The organism is Anabaena sp. AL93 (assembly GCF_001672085.1).
Taxonomy (GTDB): Bacteria; Cyanobacteriota; Cyanobacteriia; order Cyanobacteriales; family Nostocaceae; genus Dolichospermum; species Dolichospermum heterosporum.
This window is the reverse complement of the sequence record NZ_LJOU01000078.1, coordinates 16401-30738: the sequence shown is the minus strand read 5'-3', so window position 1 is coordinate 30738 and position 14338 is coordinate 16401. Positions and strand designations below refer to the sequence as shown.

Annotated in this window: 14 protein-coding genes; 7 read left to right on the top strand and 7 right to left on the bottom strand. The window is 38.7% G+C overall.

Annotated elements, in window-relative coordinates:
- The first annotated feature begins 612 nt into the window (after positions 1 to 612).
- The 4 genes from AN486_RS19145 to AN486_RS19130 all read left to right on the top strand — a co-directional run bounded on the left by AN486_RS19145 (position 613) and on the right by AN486_RS19130 (position 4953).
- On the top strand, positions 613 to 1098 hold the full coding sequence (locus AN486_RS19145) for an allophycocyanin subunit alpha-B (protein ID WP_027403112.1): 486 nt from the start codon (positions 613 to 615) through the stop codon (positions 1096 to 1098).
- Between the two features lie 703 nt (positions 1099 to 1801).
- Positions 1802 to 2785 (top strand): ATP-binding cassette domain-containing protein, encoded by a 984-nt coding sequence (locus AN486_RS19140; protein ID WP_039202059.1) that lies wholly within the window; start codon positions 1802 to 1804, stop codon positions 2783 to 2785.
- Positions 2786 to 2790: 5 nt separating this feature from the next.
- Positions 2791 to 3579 carry an ABC-2 family transporter protein gene (locus AN486_RS19135; protein WP_168635849.1) on the top strand — a complete coding sequence of 263 codons (789 nt, stop codon included), beginning with the start codon at positions 2791 to 2793 and terminating at the stop codon, positions 3577 to 3579.
- 465 nt (positions 3580 to 4044) lie between these two features.
- A complete protein-coding gene (locus AN486_RS19130) occupies positions 4045 to 4953 on the top strand; it encodes a M23 family metallopeptidase (protein WP_233455488.1) in 909 nt (302 codons plus the stop codon).
- A gap of 368 nt (positions 4954 to 5321) precedes the next feature.
- Here AN486_RS19130 and ureC read toward each other — a convergent pair whose 3' ends face one another.
- Genes ureC through AN486_RS19100 form a run of 6 tightly spaced genes read right to left on the bottom strand, consistent with a single transcriptional unit; the run spans position 5322 to position 10468 of the window.
- The gene (gene ureC, locus AN486_RS19125; protein ID WP_290602074.1) at positions 5322 to 7028 is read right to left on the bottom strand and encodes an urease subunit alpha; all 1707 of its coding nucleotides are present in this window, start codon (positions 7026 to 7028) and stop codon (positions 5322 to 5324) included.
- Positions 7029 to 7079: 51 nt separating this feature from the next.
- Complete coding sequence (locus AN486_RS19120; protein ID WP_199924330.1) at positions 7080 to 7385, bottom strand: urease subunit beta; 306 nt, start codon at positions 7383 to 7385, stop codon at positions 7080 to 7082.
- 14 nt (positions 7386 to 7399) lie between these two features.
- Positions 7400 to 8056, bottom strand: a complete 657-nt coding sequence (locus tag AN486_RS19115; protein WP_053540845.1) for a DUF4276 family protein — start codon at positions 8054 to 8056, stop codon at positions 7400 to 7402.
- Positions 8053 to 9243: an AAA family ATPase gene (locus tag AN486_RS19110; protein ID WP_290602071.1), complete on the bottom strand. Its 1191-nt coding sequence runs from the start codon at positions 9241 to 9243 to the stop codon at positions 8053 to 8055. Before AN486_RS19110 ends, AN486_RS19115 begins: the two co-directional genes overlap by 4 nt.
- Positions 9244 to 9286: 43 nt before the next feature.
- Positions 9287 to 9589 carry an urease subunit gamma gene (gene ureA, locus AN486_RS19105; RefSeq protein ID WP_027403120.1) on the bottom strand — a complete coding sequence of 101 codons (303 nt, stop codon included), beginning with the start codon at positions 9587 to 9589 and terminating at the stop codon, positions 9287 to 9289.
- A gap of 39 nt (positions 9590 to 9628) precedes the next feature.
- Positions 9629 to 10468: an urease accessory protein UreD gene (locus AN486_RS19100; protein WP_039202045.1), complete on the bottom strand. Its 840-nt coding sequence runs from the start codon at positions 10466 to 10468 to the stop codon at positions 9629 to 9631.
- A gap of 62 nt (positions 10469 to 10530) precedes the next feature.
- Here AN486_RS19100 and AN486_RS19095 point away from each other — a divergent pair, with 62 nt between their 5' ends.
- Both AN486_RS19095 and AN486_RS19090 read left to right on the top strand, forming a co-directional pair.
- A complete protein-coding gene (locus AN486_RS19095; RefSeq protein WP_168635845.1) occupies positions 10531 to 11271 on the top strand; it encodes a sulfite exporter TauE/SafE family protein in 741 nt (246 codons plus the stop codon).
- Positions 11272 to 11507: 236 nt separating this feature from the next.
- Complete coding sequence (locus AN486_RS19090; RefSeq protein ID WP_053540841.1) at positions 11508 to 12083, top strand: Uma2 family endonuclease; 576 nt, start codon at positions 11508 to 11510, stop codon at positions 12081 to 12083.
- Between the two features lie 84 nt (positions 12084 to 12167).
- Here AN486_RS19090 and AN486_RS19085 read toward each other — a convergent pair whose 3' ends face one another.
- Positions 12168 to 12845: a response regulator transcription factor gene (locus AN486_RS19085; protein WP_168635844.1), complete on the bottom strand. Its 678-nt coding sequence runs from the start codon at positions 12843 to 12845 to the stop codon at positions 12168 to 12170.
- 1082 nt (positions 12846 to 13927) lie between these two features.
- On the opposite strand from AN486_RS19085, the gene groES reads away from it, so the two are divergent.
- Positions 13928 to 14239: a co-chaperone GroES gene (groES, locus tag AN486_RS19080; protein ID WP_027403125.1), complete on the top strand. Its 312-nt coding sequence runs from the start codon at positions 13928 to 13930 to the stop codon at positions 14237 to 14239.
- Positions 14240 to 14338: the final 99 nt, after the last annotated feature.

Genomic DNA, 14338 nt, shown 5'->3' with positions numbered 1-14338 from the left:
TCTGATTTGTCTAGTGGTCTGTCAAATTTATTTTGACGGGTAATGATCGGAAAAAACTTCTGTTCTTCCCTCCCCTGCCCCCCCTGCCCCTCTTCTCCCCCTGCTTGCCTTCACCCGTCATTTTCGGGTTGACAGACTACTAGTCCCTATAAATCTTTTAACTACTGCTAGGAAGAAGCTAGAACAATGCAGTAGAAACGCATAGATCTAATTGTCAAGGTACAAATTACCGTTAGGTAGTTAGGTTTTTATACAGGTTGATTACCTTTCCTGTTACAAATAGTGTAACACCATAAGTCACTAGGGGATAAATCCCCCACACGGCTTTCATTTCCGGATTAAAAAACATTAGAATTTAAGAGTATTTAGGATTTTTACAGCGATTTCCAATCATATAAGGTACATCTTAACCCCCTCATCGCTTGCGGGGAGGGGGTTGGGGGTGGGGTTCTTTTTCCGGGTTTGATGACAATTTGCTGTAGGTTTTAATTTCGGGGCTTTTAGCCCATTTTTTTGTAAATTAATTTATCTCTATCTTCCCATACACTTCACGAATGTCCCTTTAAGTCGGTAAACTAGCAGATATAAATATTTCAGTTCATTTAGATAATCATGACTGTAATTAGCCAAGTTATTCTCCAAGCTGACGACGAACTGCGTTACCCCAGCAGTGGCGAACTCAAAAACATCAAAGCATTTTTGGAAACAGGTGTGCAGCGCACAAGAATCGCCGCCACCCTTTCCGAAAACGAGAAAAAGATCGTTCAAGAAGCCACCAAAAAACTTTGGCAAAAACGCCCTGACTTTATCGCCCCCGGTGGTAATGCTTACGGTGAAAAACAACGGGCTTTGTGTATTCGGGACTTTGGCTGGTACTTACGCCTCATTACTTACGGTGTACTTGCTGGTGACAAAGAACCTATTGAAAAAATTGGTTTGGTTGGTGTGCGGGAAATGTACAACTCTCTAGGCGTTCCTGTACCTGGAATGGTAGAAGCTATCACCTCTCTCAAACAAGCGTCCTTGGATTTATTAAATGCAGAAGACGCTGGGGAAACTGCACCTTACTTTGATTACATCATTCAAGCGATGTCATAATCAAAACCCTGTTTAAAAGTCTTGAATTCCCTAAAGTTGGTAGTAGCTATGGCAAATATTTGTCAGGTTATTAACTAGTACACTGCGGCGTAAATAGCATGACTATTAAAAGCTCTGAAAATTTGATTAGACATCTCCAAAAAAGATTGTAGAGAAGTTCCATATAACGTCTCTACAGGTTTTTCAGTCCAAGTATCTTTAATTTCTGGAGATGTCTATTGATTACAAGGCTTAAAAATGGTTGCTTTATTTACGCCATGATGTACTAGTTGTGGGGATATGTTATACTTATCACAAGTTATGATATTAGCAAACAACAAAAAATGACAGACTGATAGTAGGCTGTCATAGATGACTGCCTAGAGTTCAGTTAATGTCAATCATCCCAACATATTGACACTCTCAGCGGCTTTAGCCACTGAGCTTTACGCTTACCGGATATTCCTGTAATTTCTCTGAGATTATGTTAATCATATATATCTGTGACTTCTATCACCTTATAGAAATAGGAGTCAGGAGTCCAGGAGTCAGGACGAAGAATTAAAGAGAAGTAAGAATAGATTAACTAGAAAATAATCAGGAATTAGAAAATTTAGAAAAAAATGATCCTCCTCCTCAAGACCGACTTTTTCTGGCAATTTGTGTGATTATTATTTAGAGGGAAGAAACTCAACGTTATCAGGCAGAAGGAAATAAATTTTTCATGTCAATGATTATAGCAGAAAAACTCAATAAATTCTATCCTGTATCCACAAAACAACCAGGTATTCAGGGAACAATTAACCATTTTTTCCGTCGCACCTATCGCTCAATTCCTGCCGTTCAGGATATCACTTTCACCATTGAAACCGGAGAAATAGTGGGATTTTTAGGTCCTAATGGTGCTGGCAAAACTACCACCCTAAAAATGCTAACAGGATTAATTCATCCTTCTGAAGGTACGGTTAAAGTCGGTGGATTTATTCCCTTTAATCGTCAAGAAGCATTTTTGCAAAAAATCACCTTAGTGATGGGACAAAAACAGCAATTAATTTGGGATTTACCGGCATTAGATTCTCTCAGAATTAACGCCGCAGTTTATAATATTTCTGATAAAGAATTTCAACGTCGAGTTGGAGAACTAACAGAAATGCTGGCTTTAGAAGGTAAATTAACCCAACCCGTCCGCAAATTATCATTAGGTGAACGGATGAAAGCTGAACTGTTAGCAGCACTTTTACACCGTCCCCAAGTTTTATTTCTAGATGAACCAACTTTAGGATTAGATGTTAATGCTCAAGTAGGAGTGCGTAACTTTTTAAAAGAATATAATCAGCTATATCGAGCCACAATATTATTAACAAGTCATTACATGGCTGATATTACAGCTTTGTGTGAACGGGTGTTATTAATTCATCAAGGAAAACTCATGTACGATGGTAGATTAGATGGATTATTAGAAAATTTTGCTCCTTATCGAGAAATTTATGTCGAATTAGCTCAAGAATTACCACTAGAAAAACTTATGTCCTATGGTGATGTGCAAATGCTAGAAGGAAGAGCAGTGAGATTTATTGTCCAACAAGAAACCATGACTCGCACTGTTTCTCAGATTTTAGCCGATTTAGAAGTGATAGATTTAACAGTTACAGAACCACCAATAGAAGAGGTAATTGGTAGGGTTTTTCAAAGAGGATTTAACCATTGATAACTATGAAAAAAATTGTTAAAAAATCCTTAACTTTGCTATCAGTATATTATGCTAATCTGCTGGAATATAGATCCGAATTAATCTTCTGGGTTTTGGCTGGTTCTTTACCAATTATCATGATGGGTATTTGGATGCAAGCTGCTGATAGTGGTAAATTTGCTTTTAAATCTGTAGACTTCGCTCGATATTTTTTCGCAGTTTTTCTGGCTAGGCAAATCACCGTTGTCTGGGTAATTTATGATTTTGAAAAAGAAGTATTGGAAGGTAAACTTTCACCAAAATTATTACAGCCTTTAGATCCGGTTTGGCACCATGTTGCCAACCATCTGGCTGAAAGAGTCGCTAGAATGCCTTTTGTATTGCTTTTAGCAGCACTCTTTTTTGTTCTCTATCCTCAAGCCTTTTGGTTGCCAAGTATAACTAACTTATTTCTATTTATCTTAGCAGTAATTATGGTTTTTGCTTTAAGATTTATCATTCAATATACCTTTGCTATGTTTGCATTTTGGACAGAAAGAGCCGCAGCTTTGGAAAATTTATGGTTGTTGTTTTTTGTATTTTTATCAGGTTTGATAGCACCTTTAGATGTTTTTCCAGAAAACATTAGAAACATAGTTATGTTCACACCTTTTCCTTATATGATTAATTTTCCAGCTAGTATTTTAGTAGGACTACCTGTAGATTTAACCAGAGGATTTCTATCAATCTCAGGCTGGTTTCTTATATTTTTTGGTGCCAATCGTTTTTTATGGCGCAGAGGACTGAAAAAATATTCAGGTATGGGAGCTTAATAATTCGTAATTTAATTTCCAGCTTATACGGTGATTATAACTCACTGAGGACACAAAAATCTCTATATTCCTGATCTGTCACCTATTTCCTCTCCAAATATACAATTTATTTTGCCAGACTAAGTAGGTGAACACAATAAAACCAAACTGTGTAAAGAAACGTAAAATCGCCCAAACCCTCTTCACTCTTGCCTCTTGCCTTTTGCCTTGCCATAACGACAATTTTCAACGCCAACCTACTTAAGTAGGTGAACACAATAAAACCAAACTGTGTAAAGAAACGTAAAATCGCCCAAACCCTCTTCACTCTTGCCTCTTGCCTCTTGCCTTTTGCCTTGCCATAACGACAATTTTCAACGCCAACCTACTTACTTATTTATTAACCTTGAGGGGAAACATTAACTAAAATAAATTAGTCTGTTAATTAACAGCCGCAAAAAATTTGTTGATCAGCCTATGACTATCATGCGTAACCCTATTAATCCAGAGAATAAATTGTCAGGTTTTAGTATTATCAATCCTGCCAAAATGTTTATAGGCATAATTGCTGCCTTTCCCATTGCTTTAAGCTCATCAGCAAAGGCTTTAGAAGTACAAGTATTACCTAAAAATCCTCAATTGGGAGATACAATTTCCGTTGTCATTGAGGCAAATACCCCAGAAAAAACCAGCAATCCTACTGTAACAGTGGGGGAAAAAATATATCCAGCCTTTGAAATTGCACCTCGTAAATATCGTTCTTTTGTGCCTACAACTCCCTTAGAAAAGGCTGGAGTGAGAACCATTAAAGTTTCCGAAAATGGACAAGAACAAAATTTATCAGTAAAGGTGCGCGATCGCCAATTTCCCGTTCAACGGATTACCCTACCACCTGGAAAAGCTGGAGTTAATGCTACCGAGTACGAACTCAAGCGCGTAAAAGAATTAAAAGCCCTACAGACACCAGAAAAATATTGGAATGGTGCTTTTCTTACCCCCAATGCTGGGAGAACATCCACTAAATATGGAGTCCGTCGTTACTACAATGGTGAATTTGCCAAAGACTACTACCATCGTGGACAAGACTACGCAGGTGCAGTGGGTTCAACCGTAATTACCCCAGCGGCTGGACGAGTTGCTTTAGTGGGTAAAGTATCCCAAGGATTCCGGGTTCATGGTAATGTAGTAGGCATTGATCACGGTCAGGGAGTTATCAGCATTTTCATGCACCTAAGTCGTATAGATGTCAAGGAAGGTGATTTTGTGCAAGCAGGGCAAAAAATTGGTGCAGTCGGTTCAACTGGTGCATCTACTGGACCGCACTTACACTGGGGTTTGTATGTGAACGGACAATCTGTTGATCCATTACCGTGGAAATCTCGGACAATTGATTAAGTTGCGAACCTGATGACTTTCTCAACCCAAAATACCTATTGACACTCTCAGGGAAATATTGTCTGTTTTCGGAATCTTAAACAAGCAACTGATGAGGCGATCGCCCTATTCTCAAATAAGGACACTCTCAGCGGCTTTAGCCACTGAGCTTTATGCTTACCGAATATTCCCGTAAAACCCGCCTGGGAATGATAGCGTGGCGTTTCTGGGCGGGGCTGTCAGCCAAACAAATAACCTATCTATCTGTAGCTTAAGTTGACACCAATTTTTATTGTGTTCACCTACTTAGATTATCAGCGGTGATATCTTAAATGTTGATTAGGAACTCAAAATTTGGGAAATAAAATAATTCTCAATCTGGAGGGTTTCTAAAACAGAAAGTATCTTTGTGCCATTGGTAAAATGGTTGCTGGTTCACAAGTTAATAATTCACCATCTGCGCGAACTTCGTAGGTTTCTGGATCTACTTCGATTTCGGGTAAAGCATCATTTAATTTCATATCTCGCTTAGTGATTTGACGAGTTCCTGAAACTGCGATCGCTAATTTCCCTAGTTTTAATTGTTGAGGAATTTCTCTGGACAAAGCAGCTTGAGACACAAAAGTTAATGATGTCGCATTTCTAGCACCCGCAAAACTGCCAAACATCGGTCGCATATATACAGGTTGGGGTGTGGGAATACTAGCATTAGCGTCACCCATCTGTGACCAAGCAATCATGCCACCTTTAATCACAATTTCCGGTTTGACACCAAAAAAAGCAGGTTTCCACAAACACAAATCGGCTAATTTTCCCGCTTCTACTGACCCCACATATTCAGAAATACCATGAGTGATTGCCGGATTAATTGTATATTTAGCAACATAACGTTTGGCTCGTAAATTATCGGCATGACTATCACCAGCAAGGCTTCCCCTTTGCACCTTCATTTTATGTGCCGTTTGCCAAGTCCGAATGATTACCTCACCGACACGCCCCATTGCTTGGGAGTCGGAAGCAATCATACTAAACGCGCCTAAATCGTGAAGAATGTCTTCCGCAGCGATCGTTTCTCGACGGATACGGGATTCAGCAAAAGATACATCTTCAGGAATAGCTGCATCTAAGTGATGACATACCATCAACATATCTAAATGTTCATCTAGAGTATTGACAGTGTAAGGACGGGTAGGATTAGTAGAAGATGGCAAAACGTTACTTTGTCCACAAACCTTAATAATATCTGGTGCGTGTCCTCCTCCAGCCCCTTCTGTATGGTAGGTGTGAATAGCACGATGCTTAAAAGCGGCAATTGTATCTTCCACAAAGCCGGCTTCGTTTAGAGTATCAGTATGAATTGCTACTTGCACATCATATTCATCAGCAACGGTTAAACAAGTATCAATTGTGGCTGGATTTGTTCCCCAATCTTCATGGAGTTTCAATCCCATTGCCCCGGCTTCGATTTGTTCTATCAGTCCTTGGGGTTGACTGGTGTTACCTTTGCCCAGAAATCCTAAGTTAACAGGGAAAGCGTCAGCAGCTTGCAACATTCGGTACATATTCCAGGGTCCAGGGGTACAAGTTGTGGCATTTGTTCCCGTAGCTGGGCCTGTCCCACCACCAATCATGGTAGTAATACCGGAAGCAATAGCGACTTCAATTTGTTGGGGACAGATAAAATGGATGTGGGTATCTATTCCCCCCGCAGTGAGAATCATTCCTTCACCGGCTAAAGCTTCTGTTCCCGGTCCAATAATAATATCTATATTGTCTTGAATATAGGGATTGCCGGCTTTACCAATTTTATAAATTTTGCCGTCTTTAATGCCAATATCTGCTTTGACAATTCCCCACCAATCGAGAATTAAAGCATTAGTAATAACTAAATCTACTGCACCATCATGATTAGAAATTGGGGATTGTCCCATCCCATCTCTAATGACTTTTCCCCCACCAAATTTCACTTCGTCACCGTAGGTTGTAAAGTCTCTTTCTACTTCTATAAATAGTTCTGTGTCGGCTAATCTAATTCTGTCTCCTACTGTTGGTCCGAAGGTATCGGCGTAGGCTTGGCGGTTCATTTTGTAGGGCATATTTTTATCCTTTTTTTATCACGCTTTAGACGCAGAGGGAAAGAGAGAATTTTAGAGGTTTCCGTCAATTTTGTTGTTGAAGCCGTAAATTTGGCCTGTACCAACGAGAGGAACTAGAGTAACTTCTTTTTCGTCTCCTGGTTCAAATCTGACGGCTGTGCCGGCGGGAATATCTAATCGCATTCCTCGTGTTTTTTCTCTATGGAAGTTTAACGCGTTATTGACTTCGTAAAAGTGAAAGTGTGATCCTATTTGAATTGGTCTGTCTCCTGTATTTGCCACTATTATTTTGGTAGTTGGACGACCTGCATTCAGTTCTATTTCACCTATGGGGGTAATAATTTCTCCAGGGATCATAATTTTTTCCTACTTTAAAGGTTTTCTAAAAACTCTACAAACGGTCTGAAAGCTTGAGGGCATAGTTCGGCTATATCTTGATATCTTGCACTTTCTAATATTCTGCGTGCATCCACAGAACCTTTATATTTTTTACCACATTCTCGAAAAATTTTTTCTACAATATCTTTCGGGGGAATATTGTGATTTTGTTCCTCAACTGGTTTTGTCCATGTTACAGAAAGAGAGTTCACGCCCAGTACAGTTATTAATTGGGATTCAGCAGCTAAAATTAAGGATTCTAAATCATGTTTAAAGCAAAAAACTCGAAAACGCTCTTTTAAGCGATTATCATTAATTCCTTTAGACTCTAATACCTGATTGAACGTATTTGAAATCCCATTTTCTAGTTCTTCAATTGTTTCATGTTCAAAGCCTTTATTTTTGGGATATAGGTCTGGCATAATTACCACAATTGAATCTGGCTGATTGCAGATAATATTGACTGCTTTAGTTGGTGTCTTTGTTAATAAATCTTTCTTAGCATCTCCTCCTTTATCATTATCATTTCCCTTAACTGCAAAAAATTTGATACTAATACCTTGCTGTAATTTCTGGTCAATTAAAGGTGCTAATAGTGCCTCCATTGCATATTTATCAGATGTCCCCTCTACATAAATTTCAACTCTCATGGAAGTCTCTCTAATTCATCGCTACGGTGTAATTGTTCTAATTCATCTGCACCAAAATCATCAAGCATATCAATTAATACCGGAGAATTTCCAGGTTTAATAAATTTTGCTTCCCCTTTTTCTTTTCTGAGTACGGCAATTTGCGAAATAGCAAATTGTGTGAGAAAATAAGACGAATGCGTTGCTAATAAAATTTGAGTGCGTTCAGAGGCTTTTTCAAATAAAGCAGCCAAAACAGGTAATGTCCGAGGATGAACACCTTGATCCGGTTCATCAATACATATTAAAGATGGTGGATTTGGGTGTACACATAAACAAATCCAGCAAATCAAACGCAAAATTCCATCTGATAAATCAGCAAGACTTAACTCATCATCAACACCTGATTCTCGCCAAAAAGCGATCACTTCTCCTGGTCCACCACGTGCTTTTACTGTTAAACCTTTAAAACCAGGAATTACAGAACGTAAATGTTGTTGTAATTCATCAAATGCTGGACGATGTTCAGTCATTAAGGAAAAAAGAACTGAACTTAAATTACCTGCATTTTCATGTAAAATCGGTTCTTGTTCAATGGGAACTGATTGACGAATTTTCTGACTTGCTATATTGAAGGAACTATAAAATCTCCAATCACGAATATATTCACGTAAGTTATATAATGCTTCCAGTGATGGATTTGTCATTGCATTTAGCGTTAGTTGATTAGAACGCTTTAAAGCAATATCCTGTGTTAATTTATCTGATGTTAATGTTGTAAATCCTGTTTCTCCAGGTTCTCTAATTACACCTTTATTACCTTGAATATCCATATATATGTATGGACTACTGTATCTATCACTAAAAGGTTGAGATGATTCTACTCTTTCGTAGGAAACTTGAGTTCGACCAACCGGACCCATAAGTTCTCCTAGATATCTAATACCAGTTGGAAGACCTGTATCAATTTCAATGTCCCATTGGAACTTAGCTAGTCCTGGAATATGAAAAATCTGCTGACCAATAGAACCAGAAATAATTTCTGGAGGGATATCTTGATAAAGACTATCTCGCAAAAATTTGAGAAATTCAAACAAACTTGATTTACCAGCACCATTAGCACCAACAATAATTTCTAGTGGTTGTAACTGTGCTTCAAAATTTCTAAAAGGACGATAACCTTGAATATTAACTGATTTTAATCTCATATTGTTTTTCCTAGATTTGTACCTTCTCCTATTTTAATCTTTTCTAACGAATCGGATTATGTACAGTTACCAACTTTGTACCATCAGGAAATGTGGCTTCTACTTGAACATCATGAATCATTTCTGGTACACCTTCCATGACATCATCACGAGTTAATAAAGTCGTGCCATAACTCATTAAATCTGCCACAGTTTGACCATCTCTTGCACCTTCCAAAATAGCAGCAGAAATAAAAGCGACTGCTTCAGGATAATTCAATTTTAAACCTCTATTTTTCCTTCTCTCCGCTACTAAAGCAGCAGTAAAAATTAATAATTTATCTTTTTCTTGGGGTGTAAGCTGCATTGTTCTCTCCTCTGCGTTCTCTGCGTCTCTGTGGTTCGTTTAAATTTGCCAGACTCTAGGAATACAATTACCACGATTTAGACAAGATACTCGTAACATTTGCCAAATATTTGTAAACCAACTCCTGACTTCAGATGTAGAATTACCACGATATCGGCACAAAAATCCATGTTGTAAGCGAGTTACCCCAGCATCAGAGTTTTGAATAATTAAAGAACGTGCTTGGTTGATGATTTCTGGAGATAGAGGAAAACCAACACAAATAAAACTACCAACAACGGGATGTTCTCTTAAACCATGAGGACTGTGAAATACTTTTTCGTTACCGGGAACGATTTGTCTATCAATCCATAAGGGAATATCATTTTGCCAGATTTCCGTGTGCGATCGCATCTCTCCCTCTAAAAACTTTTCGCCCCTAGCACTTCTACCAAATCTCGTAATTTCCCAGCCTAAATAACTCGCACCTGGAGCTAATTCTACCCGCAAATCTTGGCGGTAAATTGCTCCATTAAATAAAATTGTTTCTTGGGGCAAATATTCTAAACAAGCATGAGCATCAACTTGGATATTTACGGTTTGTCTTGCTTGTAAGCCATTACTGCGATATATTTTACCAGCAGCGGCTGTAGTAATCAAGGCGTTTGTATAGGGTTGGAGGTGAATATGAGAGGATAGGCGATCGCCCCCCACAATGCCCCCAGCAGTGTGTAAAATCACACTATGGCAAATTCCTTGTCCTTCCGGGTAAAAGGGGCGTTGTACCTTTAATGGGGCTTGATGGTGGTTATAAATTAACTGAGTGGAATCTCGGCGATGACCGTAAACTAAGTTAAGTTGACCATGCCAACCCTGTATTGTCTGAGAGTTATCAATCATTTATAGGGTAGAGTAAAAATCAAGCGCCTGATTTATTCGGTTTAACATATTATTCAATATTTATGACAATATTTTGGTTAGCATTAGCTGGAATTGTAGGATGGTTTGTCAGTTTACTAGCAGGTGGTGGAAGTGCATTAATCCTTATGCCCATTGTAGGTATATTTCTAGGGGCTGTAGCTATTGCTCCCGTAATTACTATTAGTGGGCTATTTGGAAACAGTGAAAGAGTATTTGTGTATTGGCAAAAAATTAATTGGGATGTTGTTAAATGGGAGTTACCCGGAGCAATTTTTGGCGGAATTTTGGGAGCTTTTACACTGACAAAACTTAAATTAGATTGGTTAAGTATTTTAGTTGCTATATTTCTGATTTTTTCGGCTGCTAGTTACTTTTTTAAAAATGAAGAAAAATCTTTCACAGTCAAAGCTTGGTATTTTCTTCCAGCAGGTTTTGTTTATGCTTTTTTATCAGGTTTGATAGGGAGTATGGGGCCTGTATTAGCTCCTCTTTATATTAACTATGGCTTACAAAAAGAAGAATTACTAGCAACTCAGGCAACAAATCGAGTGATTGTTCACATCGTTAAAATCTTTGTCTATGGTTTTCTTGGCGCGTTCAAACTGCCATATATTGGTTATGGAATTGTCCTGGGTTTAGCTGCTATACCTGGTAACTGGTTAGGACATTTAGTTCTCCAAAAAATCACTGAAAAACAATTCCGGCGACTGGTTATCTCCTTTGTTCTGTTCAGTGGAATGCTAATTTTATGGCAGCAACGAGAACTATTAGTTTTTTGGTAAAACCACTTTCAATTTAATTTTGCAACTTGATTTGATTAAACTAATTTTTTAGTTCTATAATTTATTGTAGATGCCTAACTTAGTATCAATATGGCGGTATGCACTCGAATGAGATACAGTCAGTAAATCGAAAACCCTGTAGGGGCGCAGGGACTGCGCCCTCGATTGTATTTCATCCAACCAATAACTGCTATAGCAAGTGTTAAGCCTACATCTTAATTTGTGAGGTTTTAAATATGGTTGCTTCTCCCCAAATCTACATCACTCCAGAAGAATATTTAGAATTAGAAGAAAACAGCCCCGTCAAGCATGAATATATTGATGGATATATTTACGCAATGGCTGGCGCATTAGATGCTCATGTTACCATTGCTGGAAACTTGTTTGCACTACTGCGTAATCATGTGCGTGGTTCTGGTTGTCGAGTATATATTTCTGATATGAAAGCCAGAATTGAATCTTTAAATAGATTTTTTTATCCTGATATTATGGTAACTTGCGATAACCGTGATCAAGAAACACTAGGATATAAAAGATTTCCTTGTTTAATAATCGAAGTTTTATCTGATTCTACCGAAAGATTTGATCGAGGTGACAAATTCGCTGATTATCAAACTATAGAAACTTTACAAGAATATATTTTAATTAATACGAAAAAACCGAGAGTTGAATGTTTCCGCCGCAATGAAGATGGATTTTGGGTATTACAGTTTTATGTGGGACAAGAAACTTCATTTCAATTACACAGCATTAACTTTGCAGGAACAATGAGGCAACTTTATGAAGATGTAGATTTTCCGCCTCCAGCGTAATTTTCCCCAATCCAAAATCAGAAATTTTGGACTTTAGACCTTAGATAAATCATCCAAAATCCAAAATCCAAAATCTAAAATTGTTTAAGCCATTTGATTTTCAATCGCCCAACGTGCTAATTCAGTACGGTTGTGGAGATTGGTTTTGCCCAACATATTGGACACATGGCTTTCAACAGTTCGCTGACTGACATTTAATTCTTCAGCGATTTCGCGGTTTGCTAAACCCCTAGCGACAAACTGGACTACTTTCAGTTCCGTTGGGGTTAACTGGACATCGAAAGGAACTTGGATGCGAGAACCGCTGTCCCCACCCTTGGTTTGATGTTCTTTCCAACGCACAGTTTGCTTGAGTGAGGATTCTACTTGTGCTACGAGTTCTTCAGGTTCAAAGGGCTTGATCATATATACGTCAGCACCTTTATTTAACCCCTTAACTCGGTCTGCACTTTGACCTTTAGCTGAGAGGAAAAGAACGGGAATCCAACTAGTTCGTTCAGTCTTGCGGACTTCTTCGACAAAAGTGTATCCGTCCATTTCCGGCATCATCACGTCACAGATGATCATATCTGGAACTTCGGTTTGTAGAAGATCCAGAGCTTCTCTGCCATTTGCAGCCGTGATGACTTCGTAGCCCCGAAACTCTAAGTAATCCTTCACCAGCAAGATGAGGTTAGGGTCATCATCAATAAGTAGAAGTCGTTTGTGGTCTTTCATGCTGGGTTCTTTCATAACAGTGGCACTTCTTGCGCTTCGATCCATTAAGGTATTGATATAGTTATCCCGTATGTTGGATGACTTCGGATGTTGTCTTTTTTCCCACTTAACTTACTTTAACTCCCCGAAGTCTTAAAAGTGTTAGTTACTTTCAACAGACTTGCAAGTGAATGGAAAAAGTCTAGTAAGGATACGTATAGCAGTAGTCTTTATAATGCGCTATTATAGATCCATTTGAAAGTTGCAGGCTGAAAACCCTGATAAAATTATTGTCATTGTGAATAATCACAAGTCAGTATTTTTCAAGATGACCCTAGCTCAAAACTCGCCCGCGCTTTCATTGGTATACTGCTGCTTTACTTATCCTTCGGATGTGAAGCCTCTATTTAGAGGTTCAAAATCAACCGGGGAATCTTTTGGACAAGTATGGGTTAAAAATATAGATTTCTTCACCATACTCGTTGCCAATCTACTGGTCTTGGATGACCTACTCTAATGACTTCTGGATTTAATTGGCGATACCAGACCCCATCTAGGTAAACTACTATTATCGTTCTAGAACAACAAACACGCAAGTTTTTGACTTGGGCTGTGAAGATGCCTATGGAATAACTATGTGTTAACTGATGGGTTGATCGCTCTCCCAGTCCTTGTTAACAACATTACCAAGTTCTAGACTAGCCGATTTATAACAGAATTGAGCATTTATCTGTTTTGGGTAATGGGTAATTGGTAATTGGTAATGTTCCCTGTTCCCTGTTCCCTGTTCCCTGTTCCCTGTTCCCTGTTCCCTGTTCCCTGTTCCCTGTTCCCTGTTCCCTGTTCCCTAGTAGTTTTAGGGATGAAAAAACTGTTTGTGGATCATTGTGATGTTACTCATTGAGTAGATCCCTGATTACAGTTCTATAACAATTTCCCAAGTTTGCAAATAAAGTTGTCCATATCAAAATATTCATTACTTACGCAACAAACCCTGACAACTAAAATAATTGGATATTTGCACTTAAGTATCGCCACCCTAATCTTAGTTCGGAAACCCGTACACAAGCCATGATTGCTATTGGGTCATAGATAAAGCTAGATTAGCACTCATGAGTCGAGAGTGCTAATTTAGCAAGAAATTTTGTATGGCAGCTGTATCTCTAAGCGTTTCCACCGTTAAGCCCCTGGGCGATCGCGTTTTCATCAAAGTGAGCGCCCCCCAAGAAAAAACCGCAGGCGGTTTGTATTTGCCCGATAATGCCCAGGAAAAACCCCAAGTAGGCGAAATCGCCGCTGTTGGTCCTGGCAAGCGCAATGACGACGGTACTCGTCAAACAATGGATATTAATGTTGGCGATAAAGTGTTGTACTCCAAGTACGCTGGCACTGATATCAAGCTGGGTACAGATGAATATGTACTCCTTTCTGAAAAAGACATTTTAGCGATCGTTAACTAATTGGGACTGGGTGATGGGTAAGGAGTTTTCCTAATTACCTGCTCACCATTCACCAATTCTTCGCAAAATTTAATTAATTTACCACCGGGATTTAGACTT